This window comes from Stutzerimonas sp. LR2 (assembly GCF_055755175.1).
In genome coordinates, this window is record NZ_JBVTRR010000006.1 from 113,710 (window position 1) to 130,354 (window position 16,645).

Annotated in this window: 15 protein-coding genes; 14 read left to right on the plus strand and 1 reads right to left on the minus strand. The window is 65.8% G+C overall.

The features are described from left to right. Window positions 1-43: 43 nt before the first annotated feature. The 14 genes from ACVRRC_RS19950 (at window position 44) to ACVRRC_RS20015 (ending at window position 15,731) form a co-directional block, all read left to right on the plus strand. A complete protein-coding gene (locus ACVRRC_RS19950; RefSeq protein WP_472997406.1) occupies window positions 44-484 on the plus strand; it encodes a CopD family copper resistance protein in 441 nt (146 codons plus the stop codon). 184 nt (window positions 485-668) lie between these two features. Then, window positions 669-1,919, plus strand: a complete 1,251-nt coding sequence (locus ACVRRC_RS19955; RefSeq protein WP_472997407.1) for an acyl-CoA dehydrogenase family protein — start codon at window positions 669-671, stop codon at window positions 1,917-1,919. 267 nt (window positions 1,920-2,186) lie between these two features. After that, window positions 2,187-4,367, plus strand: coding sequence for a transcriptional regulator NosR (gene nosR, locus ACVRRC_RS19960; protein ID WP_472997408.1), 2,181 nt, complete (start codon window positions 2,187-2,189; stop codon window positions 4,365-4,367). A 67-nt stretch (window positions 4,368-4,434) separates the two neighbouring features. After that, entirely contained in the window at window positions 4,435-6,348 is a 1,914-nt protein-coding gene (nosZ, locus tag ACVRRC_RS19965; protein WP_011914573.1) for a TAT-dependent nitrous-oxide reductase, read from the plus strand. Between the two features lie 113 nt (window positions 6,349-6,461). Further along, a complete protein-coding gene (locus ACVRRC_RS19970; RefSeq protein WP_014597695.1) occupies window positions 6,462-7,769 on the plus strand; it encodes a nitrous oxide reductase family maturation protein NosD in 1,308 nt (435 codons plus the stop codon). Continuing rightward, window positions 7,766-8,692: an ABC transporter ATP-binding protein gene (locus ACVRRC_RS19975; RefSeq protein WP_186416276.1), complete on the plus strand. Its 927-nt coding sequence runs from the start codon at window positions 7,766-7,768 to the stop codon at window positions 8,690-8,692. The genes ACVRRC_RS19970 and ACVRRC_RS19975 overlap by 4 nt, the downstream gene beginning before the upstream one ends. Further along, on the plus strand, window positions 8,689-9,519 hold the full coding sequence (locus ACVRRC_RS19980; protein ID WP_013983996.1) for an ABC transporter permease: 831 nt from the start codon (window positions 8,689-8,691) through the stop codon (window positions 9,517-9,519). The genes ACVRRC_RS19975 and ACVRRC_RS19980 overlap by 4 nt, the downstream gene beginning before the upstream one ends. A gap of 25 nt (window positions 9,520-9,544) precedes the next feature. Beyond that, window positions 9,545-10,117 carry a nitrous oxide reductase accessory protein NosL gene (locus ACVRRC_RS19985; protein ID WP_011914569.1) on the plus strand — a complete coding sequence of 191 codons (573 nt, stop codon included), beginning with the start codon at window positions 9,545-9,547 and terminating at the stop codon, window positions 10,115-10,117. A gap of 47 nt (window positions 10,118-10,164) precedes the next feature. Further along, window positions 10,165-10,347, plus strand: coding sequence for a twin-arginine translocase TatA/TatE family subunit (tatA, locus tag ACVRRC_RS19990; protein WP_080977644.1), 183 nt, complete (start codon window positions 10,165-10,167; stop codon window positions 10,345-10,347). 314 nt (window positions 10,348-10,661) lie between these two features. Then, window positions 10,662-11,852, plus strand: coding sequence for an NnrS family protein (locus tag ACVRRC_RS19995; protein ID WP_011914567.1), 1,191 nt, complete (start codon window positions 10,662-10,664; stop codon window positions 11,850-11,852). A 119-nt stretch (window positions 11,853-11,971) separates the two neighbouring features. Next, window positions 11,972-12,715: an SDR family NAD(P)-dependent oxidoreductase gene (locus ACVRRC_RS20000; protein WP_011914566.1), complete on the plus strand. Its 744-nt coding sequence runs from the start codon at window positions 11,972-11,974 to the stop codon at window positions 12,713-12,715. Window positions 12,716-12,727: 12 nt separating this feature from the next. Continuing rightward, a complete protein-coding gene (locus ACVRRC_RS20005; protein ID WP_049325938.1) occupies window positions 12,728-13,822 on the plus strand; it encodes a methyl-accepting chemotaxis protein in 1,095 nt (364 codons plus the stop codon). Window positions 13,823-14,001: 179 nt separating this feature from the next. Next, window positions 14,002-14,496 (plus strand): cbb3-type cytochrome c oxidase subunit I, encoded by a 495-nt coding sequence (locus ACVRRC_RS20010; RefSeq protein WP_472997409.1) that lies wholly within the window; start codon window positions 14,002-14,004, stop codon window positions 14,494-14,496. 95 nt (window positions 14,497-14,591) lie between these two features. Beyond that, window positions 14,592-15,731, plus strand: coding sequence for an HPP family protein (locus tag ACVRRC_RS20015; protein WP_061373030.1), 1,140 nt, complete (start codon window positions 14,592-14,594; stop codon window positions 15,729-15,731). Window positions 15,732-15,773: 42 nt separating this feature from the next. Here ACVRRC_RS20015 and ACVRRC_RS20020 read toward each other — a convergent pair whose 3' ends face one another. After that, window positions 15,774-16,637 (minus strand): LysR family transcriptional regulator, encoded by an 864-nt coding sequence (locus ACVRRC_RS20020; protein ID WP_048329852.1) that lies wholly within the window; start codon window positions 16,635-16,637, stop codon window positions 15,774-15,776. Window positions 16,638-16,645 lie beyond the last annotated feature (8 nt).

A 16,645-nucleotide genomic window follows, 5' to 3' on the forward strand; every position in this document is an offset into this window, starting at 1 on the left:
GGATGGGGGATGATCGCGGCTGACCGTCATCGAGGAGGCACTGATGAGTTATTCCGTTCTGCATGTGGTGCATCTGCTGGCCGCGATCTTTTTCATCGGCACGCTGTTCTTCGAGGTGATGATCCTCGGCCGTATCCGTCAGCAGATCGGCGAGCAGACCATGCCGCTGGTGGCGCGCGCCGTAGGTGCGCGCTCGCGGGTGGTGCTGCACTGGGTGGTGCTGTTCGTCTACGGCGCCGGTATCGGCCTGGCCTGGTATCACCGCCAGGCACTGGCCAATCCGTTCGCCAGCAGCTTCGCCACACAACTGACGCTGAAGATCGTGCTGGCGGTCGGCGTGTTTCTCACCTTCGGCCTGGTGGCCGTGCTGCTGCGCAAGGGGCGGATGACGCCGGCGCGCTACCGGACGCTGCACTGGGCGATCTTCCTGCAGATGATCGGCATCGTGCTGCTGGCCAAGGGCATGTTCTACCTGCACTGGTAGTCGACGCCCGCTTTCATCCGTCCGGCGCCTTAGCAGGTCCGCCGCGCGGAGTGATGATTCCGGTCAAGTTTGCCGGCGCTTTTCGTGGTGCTTATCGGGGCCGATTCAGTGGCTGCAGTCTCGTTGCGTTCGCCGTATCGGCGACTAAGGTGGCTGCATCCATTCCAGTCAGCAGAGGTCTGCCATGAACTTCGCCTACAGCCCGCGTGTGGAGGCCCTGCGGCAGCAGCTGCAGGCCTTCATGGACGACCACATCGTGCCGCGCATCGGCGCCTGGCACGCGGAAGTCGCTGCCGGCCAGTACCCCGTGTCGTTCATGGAGGACCTGAAGGCGCTGGCGCGGGAGGAGGGACTGTGGAACCTGTTCCTGCCATCGCTTGGCGAAGACGAGCCGGGTAACGGGCTGAGCAACCTGGAGTACGCGCCGCTGGCGGAGATCATGGGGCGCGTGCACTGGGCTTCCGAAGTGTTCAACTGCAACGCGCCGGACACCGGCAACATGGAGCTGCTGCACCTGTTCGCCACGCCCGAGCAGCGCCAGCGCTGGCTCGAGCCGCTGCTGAACGGCGAGATCCGCTCGGCCTTCGCCATGACCGAGCCGGACGTGCCGTCTTCCGACGCCACCAACATCCAGACGCTGATCCGCCGCGACGGCGACGACTACGTGATCAACGGACGCAAGTGGTTCATCACCAACGCCTCGCATCCCAACTGCAGGCTCCTGATCGTCATGGGCAAGACCGACCCTGACGCCGAGACCCATCAGCAGCAGAGCATGATTCTGGTGCCGTTCGACACGCCCGGCGTCGAGCTGCTGCGCAACATTCCGGTGATGAACCACATCGCGCCGGAAGGCCATAGCGAACTGCTGCTGCGCAACGTGCGGGTGCCGGCGAGCAATCTGCTCGGCAAGGAAGGCGACGGCTTCATGATGGCCCAGGCACGCCTCGGGCCGGGGCGCATCCACCACTGCATGCGCTCGATCGGCATGGCCGAGCTGGCCCTGGAGCTGATGGTCGAGCGTTGCCAGGAACGCAAGACGTTCGGCAAGTACCTGCAGCAGTATTCCAACGTCGCCGACTGGATCGCCGAGTCGCGCATCGAGATCGAACAGGCGCGCCTGTTGGTGCTCAAGACCGCCTGGATGATCGACGAGGTCGGCGCCAAGGCCGCGCGCAAGGAGATCGCCATGATCAAGGCGCTGGTGCCACGCATGCACACCAATGTCGTCGACCGCGCCATCCAGGTCTACGGCGCCATGGGCCTGACCCCGGACACGCCGCTGGCCGATATGTGGACCGGCGGCCGTGCGCTGCGCTTCGCCGACGGGCCGGATCAGGTGCATCTGCGCAGCATCGCGAAGATGGAGATCATGGCCAGCGAGACCACCCGCGGCGCGACCGCGGCCTACCTGACCCCGCCCGGCCGACACTGAGCGAAACGCCTGCGCCGCCGCACGATCGCTCGATCGCGCGGGCCCGCCGATTCTGCGCGGCTCGCTGGCCGCGCAGCCTCGCATTTCCGGGGCCTGACCTGGGCCCGGCATCGCCCCGCCGCCAGTTGAACGCCATGGTTTATTGACATGGGACAACGAAGGAACAGCCAAACCGGCGCCTCAGGACGTCCTTGATTGCAGTCAAGGGGAGTCGCGCGACCGCTCACCTACCATGCGAGCCACGTTTACATGGAAGCAGGTGAAGTGATGGCTCCCCGCGAGTTCCCGTCCTTGGCCGGTGCCTTGGGTACCTGGGTCAAGGGGCTTGTCGTTCTTCTAAGTCTGGTCTTTGGCGTTCTGCCGCTGCAGGCCAAGGATTACGAGGTCGAGCGACAGCGCATCGAGCAGTTCTTCCCCGATGTCCAGAGCGTCTCCGAGCCCGAAGGTGACTACCGGGTGCGTACCCTGCGCAAGGGTGACGAGGTGCTGGGCTATGCGTTCCAGAGCATCAACGTCACTCAGATCCCGGCCTACTCCGGCAAGCCGATCAACATGCAGGTGCTGCTCGATCCGCAGGGCGTGATCCGCGACGCCTATGTGCTGGAGCACCATGAGCCGATCCTGCTGATCGGCATTCCCGAACAGAAACTGCACGACTTCAACGCCAAGTACCAGGGCATCCGGGCCGACCAGCGCGTGGTGGTCGGTCGCTCCAGCGACAGCAACGCGGTGACCATCGATGCCGTGACCGGCGCCACCGTGACCGTGATGGTGGTCAACGAGATCGTCATGCGCGCCGCCCATGAGGTGGCCGTCTCGCTGGGCCTGATCGAGGGGGCCGGCAACGCGCGGCCGAAGATCGCCAGCGTGCGGCAGGACGTCTACCAGCCGGCCAACTGGACCGAGCTGACCGGCAGTGGCGCGATCCGGCGCCTGCACCTGACTCGCGGGCAGATCGACGAAGCCTTCAAGGGCACCGAGGCCGAAGGCATCGACGAGGCCACCGCACAGACCGCCGACGAGACCTTCATCGACCTCTACGCCGCGGACCTGAACCCGCCGACCATCGGCCGCAACCTGCTGGGCGACAATCAGTACCGCTTCCTGATGGAAGAGCTCAAGCCGGGCGAGCACGCCATCGCCGTGCTGGGCAGCGGCGAGTATTCGTTCAAGGGGTCGGGCTACGTGCGCGGCGGCATTTTCGATCGGGTCCAGCTGCGCCAGTTCGGCGACATCATCAGCTTCCGCGACCTCGACTTCCAACGCCTGAACGACATCTACCTCGACGGCGCGCCGCGCTTCAGCGAGATGGCGATCTTCATCGTCCGTGAGGCTGCCCGCTTCGATCCGGGCTCGCCCTGGGTGCTGGAGTTGCTGGTGCGCCGCCAGACCGGCCCGGTGAGCGGCGTGTTCACCAGCTTCGAACTGCCCTACCAGATGCTCGAGGGCTACATCGAGCGGCCGCAGCCCACCGCCGAGGAACTGGCTGCCATCGAGGAAGCCAACCGGCCGATGTGGGTCAACATCTGGTACCAGAAGAGCTTCCAGATCGGCGTCATCCTCGCCGCCCTCGGCCTGCTCACGGTGATCCTCTTTCTGCAGGACACCTTCACCCAACGGCCGCGCTTCCTGCACTGGCTGCGCCGCAGCTACCTGGTGTTCACCGTGGTGTTCATCGGCTGGTATGCGCTGGGGCAGCTGTCGGTGGTCAACGTGCTGACCTTCGTCCACGCGCTGTTCCAGGACTTCCGCTGGGAGCTGTTCCTCTCCGACCCGGTGATCTTCATCATCTGGACCTTCACCGCCGCCACCATCCTGCTCTGGGGCCGCGGTGTGTTCTGCGGCTGGCTGTGTCCGTTCGGCGCGCTGCAGGAGCTGATCAACGAAGCCGCACGCAAGCTGAAGATCCCGCAGTACGAGCTGCCCTTCGCGGTGCACGAGCGGCTCTGGGCCATCAAGTACATCGTCTTGCTGGTGCTGTTCGGCATCTCCCTCGAGTCGATGATGATGGCCGAGAAGGCCGCCGAGGTTGAGCCGTTCAAGACCGCCATCACCCTCAAGTTCGACCGCCAGTGGTGGTTCGTCGCCTACGCGGTGTTCCTCCTGGTCATCAACATCTTCACCCGCAAGGTTTACTGCCGTTACGTCTGCCCGCTGGGCGCGGCGCTGGCGATCCCGACCAAGCTGCGCCTGTTCGACTGGCTCAAGCGCCGCAAGGAGTGTGGCAGCCCCTGCCAGCTCTGCGCCAAGGAATGCGAGATCCAGGCGATCCATCCCGACGGCCATATCAATGCCAACGAGTGCCACTACTGCCTCGATTGCCAGATGACCTACCACAACGAGCACAAGTGCCCGCCGCTGGTGAACAAGAACAAGCGCAAGAAGCGCGACAAGAAGGCGCCGGCATCCGCCGAGCTGATTCCCGTAGTGCAAGTGGTGGAACCCTGAGCCATCGCCCCGGCGAGGTGCTCGATCGAGTGTGTTTGAAGCAGATGTCCCAAAGGAGCAAAACCCCATGAGCGACAAGAGCAAGAACAACCCCGAGGTGCTGGAGAAGGGCGGCATCAGCCGTCGTAACTTCCTCGGCGCCAGTGCGGTGACCGGCGCGGCCGTTGCGGCCACCGCCTTCGGCGGCGCGGTGATGACCCGCGAATCCTGGGCCGCCGCGGTCAAGGATGCGCAGCAGAACATCCACGTCGCGCCCGGCGAGCTGGATGACTATTACGGTTTCTGGAGCGGCGGCCACCAGGGCGAGGTGCGCGTGCTGGGCATTCCGTCCATGCGCGAGCTGATGCGCATCCCGGTGTTCAACGTCGACTCCGCCAGCGGTTGGGGCCTGACCAACGAAAGCCGCGCGATCATGGGCGACAGCGCCAAGTTCCTCAACGGCGACTGCCACCACCCGCACATCTCCATGACCGACGGCAAGTACGACGGCAAGTACGTGTTCATCAACGACAAGGCCAACACCCGCGTCGCGCGTATCCGCCTGGACATCATGAAGTGCGACAAGATGCTGACCGTGCCCAACTGCCAGGCCATCCACGGTCTGCGCCTGCAGAAGGTGCCATACACCAAGTACGTGTTCGCCAACGCCGAATTCGTCATCCCGCACCCGAACGACGGCAAGGTCTTCGACCTGCAGGATGAGAACAGCTACACCATGTACAACGTCATCGATGCCGAGAAGATGGAGATGGCGTTCCAGATCATCGTCGACGGCAACCTCGACAACACCGACATGGACTACACCGGCCGCTTCACCGCGTCCACCTGCTACAACTCGGAAAAGGCCTACGACCTGGGCGGCATGATGCGCAACGAGCGCGACTGGGTCGTGGTATTCGACATCGAGGCGGCGGAGAAGGCGGTCAAGGCCGGCAAGTTCATCACTCTGGGCGACTCCAAGGTGCCGGTGCTCGACGGCCGCAAGAAGGGCGACAAGGACAGCGAGTTCACCCGCTACATCCCGGTGCCGAAGAACCCACACGGCTGCAACACCTCGTCCGATGGCAAGTACTTCATCGCCAACGGCAAGCTGTCGCCGACCGTGACCATGATCGAGATCGCCAAGCTGCCCGACCTGTTCGCTGGCAAGCTGAAGGACCCGCGCGACACCGTGGCGGCGGAAGTGGAACTGGGCCTCGGCCCGCTGCACACCACCTTCGACGGTCGCGGCAACGCCTACACCACGCTGTTCATCGACAGCCAGGTGGTGAAGTGGAACATGGCCGACGCGGTACGCGCCTACAAGGGCGAGAAGGTCGAGTACATCAAGCAGAAGCTCGATGTGCACTACCAGCCGGGCCACATTCATGCCTCGCTCTGCGAAACCAGCGAAGCCGACGGCAAGTGGCTGGTGGCGCTGTGCAAGTTCTCCAAGGACCGCTTCCTGCCCACCGGGCCGCTGCACCCCGAGAACGACCAGCTGATCGACATCTCCGGTGACGTGATGAAGCTGGTGCACGACGGCCCGACCTACGCCGAGCCCCACGACTGCATCATGGCTCGTCGCGACCAGATCAAGACCAAGAAGATCTGGGACCGCAACGACCCGTTCTTCGCCCCCACCGTGGAAATGGCGAAGAAGGACGGCATCAACCTGGAAACCGACAACAAGGTCATCCGCGACGGCAACAAGGTCCGCGTCTACATGACCTCCATGGCGCCGAGCTATGGTGTTCAGGAGTTCACCGTCAAGCAGGGCGACGAGGTCACCGTGACCATCACCAACCTCGACCAGATCGAGGACGTGTCCCACGGCTTCGTCATGGTCAACCACGGCGTGAGCATGGAGATCAGCCCGCAGCAGACCTCCTCGATCACCTTCGTCGCGGACAAGCCGGGCCTGCACTGGTACTACTGCAGCTGGTTCTGCCACGCGCTGCACATGGAGATGGTCGGCCGCATGCTGGTCGAACCGGCCTGATGCCGGGGCCGGCCCCGCTGACCAGGGGCCGGTTCGCTGTACCGGTCACGGGCCCGGCCTTGCGGTCGGGCCCGTCCAGAATTTCTGCCTGAACGCTGAAGAAGGTAAACGTCGTGCTCAGAAATCAGGCGCCTCATTCGTTTCAGCTGATCGCCGGATGCGCGCTGGCCCTGCTGGCCGGGCTCGCCCAGGCGGCACCGCAGCCGATCCGCGACCTGCCGCTGCAGGCCATGGGCGAACAGCGCTGGCGTTTGCCGGCCGGTGAATATGCCGGACAGTTCCGCATCGACGAGTCGCTGCAGCTCATCTGCGAGCCAGGCGCGGTGCTCGATGCCCAAGGCCAGGGCAACGTGCTGACAATCGCCGCCAGTGATGTGCAGGTCGAAGGCTGCACGCTGCGCAACTGGGGACGCGACCTCACCGCCATGGACTCGGCCGTGTTCATCCTGCCGGAGGCCGAGCGTGCGGCCATCCGCAACAACCGCATGCAGGGCCCGGGCTTCGGCGTGTTTCTCGATCGCGCCGTGCAGGCCGAGGTGAGCGGCAACCGCATCGACGGCGACGCCAGCGTGCGCTCGCAGGATCGCGGCAACGGCATTCACCTGTTCGCGGTGAAGGGCGCGCGCATCCTCGGCAACCAGGTCCGCGACGTGCGCGATGGCATCTACATCGATACCTCTCATGGCAACCACATGGAGGGCAACCTCATCGAGGATGTCCGCTACGGCGTGCACTACATGTTCGCCAACGAAAACAGCCTCATCGACAACATCACCCGTCGCACCCGTACCGGCTATGCGCTGATGCAGAGCCGCAAGCTGATCGTCACCGGCAACCGCTCCGAGCAGGACCAGAACTACGGCATGCTGCTCAACTACATCACCTACTCGACCATCCGCGACAACTTCGTCAGCGACGTGCGCAGCGGGTCGACTGGCGACAGCATGATCAGCGGTGGCGAGGGCAAGGCGCTGTTCATCTACAACTCGCTGTTCAACAGCATCGAGAACAACCATTTCGAGAAGAGCGCGCTGGGCATCCACCTCACCGCCGGCTCCGAGGACAACCGCATCAGCGGCAATGCCTTCGTCGACAACCGTCAGCAGGTCAAGTACGTCGCCAGCCGCACCCAGGAATGGTCGGTGGACGGCCGCGGCAACTACTGGAGCGACTACCTGGGTTGGGATCGCAACGACGATGGCCTGGGCGACGTCGCCTACGAGCCCAACGACAACGTGGACCGTCTGCTCTGGCTGTATCCGCAGGTACGTCTGCTGATGAACAGCCCGAGCATTGAGGTGCTGCGCTGGGTGCAGCGCGCCTTCCCGGTGATCAAGTCGCCGGGTGTCCAGGACAGCCATCCGCTGATGCGCCTGCCCACCGAAAAACTCCTATCCGCCAAGCAGGAACCAACGTCATGAACGCCGTCGAGATCCAGGGCGTAAGCCAGCGTTACGGCAGCATGACCGTGCTGCACGATCTGAACCTGACCCTTGCCGAAGGCGAGGTGCTGGGGCTGTTCGGCCACAACGGCGCCGGCAAGACCACCAGCATGAAACTGATCCTCGGCCTGCTCGCGCCCAGCGAAGGGCAGGTTAAGGTGCTCGGCCGCGCACCGAACGATCCGCAGGTGCGCCGTCAGCTCGGCTATCTGCCGGAGAACGTCACCTTCTACCCGCAGCTCAGCGGCCGCGAGACCCTGCGTCACTTCGCCCGGCTCAAGGGGGCGGCGCTCGGCCAGGTGGACGAACTGCTTGAACAGGTCGGCCTGGCCCATGCTGCCGACCGTCGGGTGAAGACCTATTCCAAGGGCATGCGCCAGCGTCTCGGCCTGGCCCAGGCGCTGCTCGGCGAACCGAAGCTGTTGCTGCTCGACGAGCCCACCGTCGGCCTCGACCCGATCGCCACCCAGGACCTCTACCTGCTGATCGACCGCCTGCGCCAGCGCGGCACCAGCATCATCCTCTGCTCTCATGTGCTGCCGGGTGTCGAGGCCCACATCAATCGTGCGGCGATCCTGGCCAAGGGTCGCCTGCAGGCCGCAGGCAGCCTGGCGCACCTGCGTGCCGAGGCCGGTCTGCCGGTGCGCATCCGTGCCAGCGGCATCAGCGAGCGTGACAGCTGGCTGCAGCGCTGGGCCGCTGCCGGGCACAGCGCCCGCGGCCTCAGCGAGTCGAGCCTGGAGGTGGTGGCGGTCAACGGCCACAAGCTGGTGCTGCTGCGTCAGCTGCTGGGCGAGGGGGAGCCGGAGGACATCGAGATCCACCAGCCGTCGCTGGAGGATCTCTATCGTTTCTACATGGAGCGCGCCGGCGACGTGCGCGCCCAGGAGGGTCGGCCATGAACCAGGTCTGGAACATCGCGCGCAAGGAACTCAGCGACGGCCTGCGCAACCGCTGGCTGCTCGCCATCAGCCTGCTGTTCGCCGTGCTCGCAGTGGGCATCGCCTGGCTCGGCGCCGCGGCCTCCGGGCAGCTGGGCTTCACCTCGATCCCGGCGACCATCGCCAGCCTGGCCAGCCTGGCCACCTTTCTGATGCCGCTGATCGCGCTGCTGCTGGCCTATGACGCCATCGTCGGCGAGGACGAAGGCGGCACCCTGATGCTGCTGTTGACCTACCCGCTGGGCCGCGGGCAGATCCTGCTGGGCAAGTTCGTCGGCCACGGGCTGATCCTGGCTCTGGCGGTGCTGATCGGCTTCGGCTGTGCCGCGCTGGCCATCGCCCTGCTGGTGGACGGCGTCGAGCTGGGCCTACTGCTCTGGGCGTTCGGTCGCTTCATGATCTCCTCTACGCTGCTCGGCTGGGTGTTTCTCGCGTTTGCCTACGTGCTCAGCGGCAAGGTCAACGAGAAGTCCAGCGCCGCGGGCCTTGCGCTCGGCGTCTGGTTTCTCTTCGTGCTGGTCTTCGACCTGGTGCTGCTGGCGCTGCTGGTGCTCAGCGAAGGCAAGTTCAATCCGGAGCTGCTGCCCTGGCTGCTCCTGCTCAACCCCACCGACATCTACCGGCTGATCAACCTGTCCGGCTTCGAGGGCAGCGGCAGCGCCATGGGCGTGCTGTCGCTTGGGGCGGACCTGCCGGTGCCGGCGGCCATGCTCTGGCTGTGCCTGCTGGCCTGGGTCGGTGTCTCGCTGCTGCTGGCCTACGGCATCTTCCGCCGGCGCCTGGCCTGACCTTTCACGAATCGAGGAGAACGCCATGAACACTTTGCATCGCATCGGCGCCGGCGCCGTCTTCGCTCTGCTGCTGGGCCTCGGCCTGGCCGGCTGCGGCGAGCAGGAGGAGGTCCGGCAATCGCTCGAGCCGGTGGCCTTCCATGCCAGCGACGAGTGCCATGTCTGCGGCATGATCATCAGCGACTTCCCTGGGCCCAAGGGTCAGGCGGTGGAGAAGGGCGGGGTGAAGAAGTTCTGCTCCACCGCCGAGATGCTGGGCTGGTGGCTGCAGCCAGAGAACCGCCTGCTCGAGGCCCGGCTGTACGTGCACGACATGGGCCGCAGCGTCTGGGAACATCCGGACGACGGTCATCTGATCGACGCAACCAGCGCCTACTATGTGGTAGGCACGACGCTCAAGGGCGCCATGGGCGCGTCGCTCGCCAGCTTCGCCCAGGAGCAGGACGCCCAGGCCCTGGCGAGCATGCACGGCGGCCGTGTGCTGCGCTTCGACGAGATCGATCAGGCGCTGCTGCAGGAAGCGGCCAGCATGCAACATGGCGGCATGCACGGGCACCTGTCCGACGATGCACACGGCGCGCATGCGGGGCACTGAGCCCCGGACAGTGACGACCAGTCTTCCGACACTTGCGAGATAACACAATGATGGGTATCAGCGTCTGGCAACTTCTGATCATTCTTCTGATCGTGGTCATGCTGTTCGGCACCAAGCGCCTGCGTGGCCTGGGCTCCGATCTGGGCAGCGCGATCAGCGGGTTCCGCAAATCGGTGAGCGAAGGCGAGGCCGCCGCCCATACCGAAACGGTGAAGCAGGAACTCAAGTAGCCGTCATCTCCGAAGCAGCCCGTCCGGCCGCGCCACGGCATCTGGACGGGCTGCCTCGGGCACCTCGTGCCCGCCGCCACCTACCTCCGCACGATCAGCTGCGTCGCTTCGCACCGCCATGGTGCGCCTGACTGCGGCCCTTGCCCGCCGATCGTCACTTTCCCACCCCCCTCGGAAAAAGCTGATTGCAATCAAGTCTGCCGAGGGCACCTACCCTGTAGAAAGTAATCCTGGCTCCCGGATTCGGGAGCGGTCATCGAGTCCGGCGCGTCGCGGTTGTCGCAGCCGGGCGCAGAACGTCTGGAGGCCCTTCCGTGCAAGTTATCGATCGGCGAAAAGCCCTGAGTATCGCGCCCATCTGGCGGCTCGCATTTCGCCCGTTCTTTCTCGCCGGCAGCGTTTACGCGTTGCTGGCGATCCCGCTCTGGGTGGCGACCTGGACCGGCCATTGGCCGGGCTTCCAGCCCACTGGCGGCTGGCTGGCCTGGCACCGCCACGAGATGCTGTTCGGCTTCGCCATGGCCATCGTCGCCGGTTTTCTGCTCACCGCCGTGCAGACGTGGACCGGGCAGATCGCGCCGTCCGGCAATCGCCTGATGGGGTTGGCGCTGCTCTGGCTGGCGGCACGCCTGGGCTGGTTGTTCGGCCTGCCGGCCGAGTGGCTGGCCCCGCTGGACCTGCTGTTCCTGCTGGCCCTGGCCTGGATGATGGCGCGCATGCTCTGGGCCGTGCGGCAGAAGCGCAACTACCCGATCGTGGTGGTGCTGGCGCTGATGTTCGGTGCCGATCTGCTGGTGCTCACCGGCTTGCTGCAAGGCAGCGATGCCCTGCAGCGCCAGGGTGTGCTGGCCGGTCTGTGGCTGGTCGCAGCGCTGATGGCACTGATCGGCGGCCGGGTGATCCCGTTCTTCACCCAGCGTGGGCTGGGCAAGCTCGAGGCGGTCAAACCCTGGGTCTGGCTGGACGTCGCCCTGCTGGTTGGCACCGGTGTGATCGCCCTGCTGCACGCCTTCGGCCTGGCCATGCGCCCGCAACCCTTGCTGGGGCTGCTGTTTGCCGCCATCGGTGTCGGCCACCTGCTGCGCCTGGCGCGCTGGTACGACAAGGGCATCTGGAAGGTCGGCCTGCTCTGGTCGTTGCACGTGGCGATGCTCTGGATGGTGGTCGCGACCTTCGGCCTGGCGCTCTGGCATTTCGGCCTGCTGGCGCAGTCCAGCCCGGCGCTGCACGCACTGACGGTCGGCTCCATGAGCGGACTGATCCTGGCGATGATCGCCCGGGTGACCCTCGGCCATACCGGCCGGCCTTTGCAGCTGCCGGCGGGGATCGTCGGGGCCTTCGTCCTGTTCAACCTGGGCACTGCGTCGCGGGTGTTTCTCTCGGTCGCCTGGCCGGTGACCGGTCTGTGGCTGGCGGCGATCTGCTGGGCGCTGGCCTTTGCCCTCTATGTCTGGCGCTACGCGCCGATGCTGCTGGCCCCGCGCGTGGATGGCCACCCGGGCTGAACAGCGGCACCTGAAACCGGAGCAGGTGCTGCGCATCTGCCCGTCCAACAGCCAACCCAAAACCCGCTGCCTCCGGGAGGCAGCCTGTGACTCGGCGTGCGTCGAGCTCGGAGATGATGATGAAAAGCGAGTTTCAGGATCGCCTGGCCGTGGTCACCGGTGCCAGTTCCGGAATCGGTCTGGCCCTGTGCGCAGCCTTGCTGCAGCGGGGCGCGCGGGTGCTGGCGATGTCGCGCAGCCTTGGCGGGCTCGAGACCATGCTGGAAACCCATGCCGAACAGCTGCAGTGGCTGCAAGGCGACGTGACGTCGGCCGACGACCTGGCGCGGCTGGCCCGCCGTGCTGCGCAACTGGGAACGGTGCATTACCTGGTACCCAACGCCGGCATCGCCGAACTCGCCGACGGGCTGGACATGGCTGCCTTCGACCGGCAGTGGGCGGTCAACGGCGCCGGCGCGCTGAACACCTTCGCCGCGTTGCGCAACGAGCTGGCCAAGCCCGCCTCGGTGGTGTTCATCGGCACCTTCCTGATCCGCTCGGCATTCCCCGGCCTTGGCGCCTATATCGCCAGCAAGGCGGCGCTGGCTGCGCAGATGCGCACCCTGGCGGCGGAATTCGCACCGCTGGACGTGCGCCTGAACATGGTGTCGCCGGGGCCGACCGCAACGGCGATCTGGGGCACGCTGGGGCTCAGCGACGACCAGCTCGAAGCGGTCGCCGATGGCGTCACCAAGCGCCTGCTGCCGGGGCATTTCCTCGAATCGGCGGCGGTGGCCAACGTGATTCTGTTCCAGCTGTCCCAGGGGGCGCGCGGTGTGTTCGGCCAGGACTGGGTGGTGGACAACGGTTACACCATCAGCTGACGGAGGTGACCGATGTGGTTCGAAAGCAAGCGCGCGCTACGCCAGCGTGACGAACTCGCTGCGCTGCATGCCCGGTGCGACGCCCAGGCGGCGCGCATCGCCGCACTGGAGCTGTCGCTGGCCGCGGCCGAGGAGGCCAATCGCTGCGGTCAGCGCCAGCTGGATTATTACCGCGGCGTATCGGCCAACCTGATTCGCTTCAGCCACTCGGTGGCCCATCTCGGGGACTCCTTCGAGCACCTCAGCGGACAACTGGAAGAAAACCGCGCCCGCGCTGAGCGGGTCGCGACGGCGGCGCTGGACAACCAGCGTCACTTCGGTGAACTGCAGGGCCGTTCCGCCGAGATGGAAAGCGGCCTGGAGCAGGCCTCGCACAAGGTCGACACCCTGGCCGAGCGTTCGCGGGAGATCAACGGCATCGTCGATCTCATCAGCGGTATCGCCAGCCAGACGAATCTGCTGGCGCTCAATGCGGCGATCGAGGCGGCACGCGCTGGCGAGGCGGGCCGCGGCTTCGCCGTGGTTGCCGGGGAGATTCGCAGCCTGGCGGAAAAAACCGCCCTGGCCACCGGCGATATCGTGCGCAAGATCGACGAGGTGCAGGCCGAGATTGCCAACGTGCACGACTACATCCGCCAGCAGGGCAGCCAGGCCCGCGGCTTCAGTCAGACCACCCAGCAGGCCGTACAGGCCATGGGCACACTGCACCAGCTGGCCGGGGTGATGCGCGAGAGCACCGCGGCCTCGGCGTTGCGCGCCGGGGTGGAACTGGCCAACCTCGATGAGCTTTCGCTCAAGTTCGTCGTCTACAACCACCTGCTGGGCAACGAGCGGCACAACCCGCCGCAGCTTCCCGGCGAGCGTGACTGCCGCTTCGGGCGCTGGTACTACGGCCAGGGCAACCGTGAGCTGCAGGGCCTGGAGCATTTCCGCCGGATCGAACGCCCGCACACCCAGGTCCACGATCAGGGCCAGGCCGCACTGGAGGCATTCGGCAAGGACGCACTGGAACGGGCGTTGGAGCATCTCGGGCAGATGGAGGAGGCGAATCTCGAGGTGATGCGCATTGTCGGAGAGGTGATCCAGCACTGCGGCGCCGGGGGCTAGGCATCCCGCCTGATGGCCAGCCGAGCGGCATCGATGTGCTTGGTTCAAAATAATTGCATCAAACGAGCAATAACATTCGTTAGAGATTATTGAAGTTATTGTCGACAATGCCGCCCGCATCCCGTCCGCGCGGCAATCTGCCGCGCCTGACTCAACGAATCAGGAGGAGCGGCGAGTGGATGCGGCGTGCCGGTCCGTCGACTCTCGCCAGCGCAGCGCTGGTGAATCTCGCGGTCGCTCACTGGCGCCCGCGTCGCCCGCCCAGCAGCATGAGCGAACTGCACAACAGCCCCGAACCCACTGCCTACAACTACCGCGTGGTGCGTCAGTTCACCCTGACTCCGCGGCTGCGGGGGCACGAGCAGATGCACAGCTTCGGCCTGATCAACGCGCCCTTCTGGTTGGCCGCCATCGGTACCTTGCTCTACATCGCCTCGATGTGGGTCAACGGCATCACCCAGGGGCTGATGTGGCGCGCAATCAACGAAGACGGCACGCTGACCTATTCCTTCGTCGAGGCGCTGCAGGCCAGCCACCCCGGCTACGTCGTGCGCATGGCCGGCGGCGGCATCTTCGCCAGCGGCATGCTGCTGATGGCGTTGAACACCAGGCTGACCGTGCGCCGTCGTCGTGAAGAGCGCGCGCCGCAGGCTTCGCCGCTGCTGGCCGGCTGAACGCCCGACCGGCGATCTCGCTCAAAACCGGTCCAGGGACGGACCGCTCCACCGCCCGCTGGCGGCCTCTTCCGATTTCGACACAAGCAGGACCAATGCACGACTCTTTTGCCCTCTGGATTCGCTCGTTCATCCCCGCCCCGTTGAATGCCTCGCCGAAGGAGTGGCTGCGCGCCGCCCTCGGCGTCGCCATCGTCATGCCGCTGGTGTTCTGCAGCGGCTATCTGCTGGTCGGCAGTTCGCTGACCCTGCAGATCATGGGCCCGGCCGGCGCCTCGGCGGTGCTGATATTCGTCGCCTCGTCCAGCCCGTTCGCCCAGCCCTGGGCGGTGCTTGCCGGCAATCTGCTGGCCGCGCTGATCGGCATCAGTCTGGGTATGAGCGGACTGCCAAGCGTGGCTTCGCTGGCGCTGGCGGCGTGCCTGTCGCTGCTGTGCCTGTTCTACCTGCGCTGCCTGCACCCGCCGAGCATCGCGCTGGCGCTGGTGGCGGCGGTCGGCAGTCCGGAGCTGCATCACCTCGGTTTCATGCTGGTCGGGCCCGTGCTGTTCTATTCGGCGCTCCTGGTGGCGGTGGCGCTGGTCTACAACAACCTGACCGGGCATCCCTATCCGAAGCCGCGGCTGAGCCGCGCGAACAGCCATCACACCCGCGACCTGCCGCCGGGCGAGCGCATGAGCTTCACCCATGACGACGTGGATCGTGCGCTGCAGGAGTTCGGCGAGTATGTCGACGTCACCCGTGATGACCTGGAACGGCTGATCAAACAGACCGAGAAGCACGCCCTGCGGCGCAGCATGGGCGAGGTCACCGCGGCGCACGTGATGTCGCGCGACCTCTATTGGCACACGCCGGACACCTTCATCGAACAGGCCTGGCAGACCCTGCAGGCGCATCGGCTGCGCTCGCTGCCGGTGGTGCAGGGCGACGACCTCCGGCTGGTGGGCATCGTCACCCAGGTCGACCTGCTCAAGCACTTCCACCCGCGCCCGGGGCGGCTCAGCTTCGGTCAGCTGAACTTCCTGCGCGGCACCAAGCTGCGCGCCATCATGAGTTCGCCGGTGGTTTCGGTGACGCCGGATACGCACATGGTCGAGCTGGTCTACCTGCTCTCCGATCGCGGCCTGCATTGCCTGCCGGTGGTCGACGCGCAGCAGCGCCTGGTGGGCATGATCACCCAGACCGACCTGATCGCCGCGCTGTATCGCAACTGGCTCAAACAGTTGCCGGACTGAGTGCTGCCGGAACGCTCGATCCACGCCAGCGCGCGTCCCGCCTCATAGCTCCGCGTAGTACCAGCGCGACCAGTCGTAGTCGTCCAGGGCGATCTCGCGCAGCAGCTCGATGGCTTTGGTCAGGGCCGGCGACTCGCTGGCTCGGGCATGGACCAGATAGATCGGGTAGGAAAACTCCGGCGCCTGTTCCACCCGCTTGAGAATTCCCTCGTCCAGATAGCGCTGCACGACGCGGGTGCGGAAATAGCCACGCCCGCCGCACTGCACCAGGTATTGCAGGGCCAGCGGCCCGAGACTGAACGACAGCGCCGCGCGACTGCATTCGGGCAGCGCCTGGTTGTGCTGCTTGCGAAACGCCGGCCCCCAGTCCACGTACAGGTAGGGCGCCGGGTTCTGCGTCTGCACCACCTGGATCAGCTTTTCTTCCAGCAGCTGCTCGACCTGCAGGCCCGGCCAGTACTCCGGCTGGTGCACCAGCGCGGCGTCCAGCACGCCCAGGTCGAGCTTCTTCTGCAGCTCCTCGCCACTGGCCACTTCCAGCCGTATCGCATGGCTGGCCAACCCCTGTCGCAGGCGCTGGGCCCAGGCCAGCATCAGCGGGTTGCACAGGCTCACCTCGGAGCCGAGGGTCAGCAGCTTGTCACCGCTCTGCGACAACGGCAGGTCGCGCCGCGCGGCTTCCCAGGTCTGCACCAGCTGAGTGGCATAGGCGACGAAGCGCTGACCGTCATCGGTCAACCGCGCCCCGGCCCGATTGCGCACGAACAGCCGGCAACCCAGCTGCTCCTCGAGGTTGTGCACCCGTGCGGTCACCGCCGTCTGGGTGATGTGCAGGCGTTCGGCGGTGGCGATGAAGCTGCCGCTGCGAATGATCTCGAGAAAGGTGCGGGCGAGATCGATGTCCATGGTCGGCC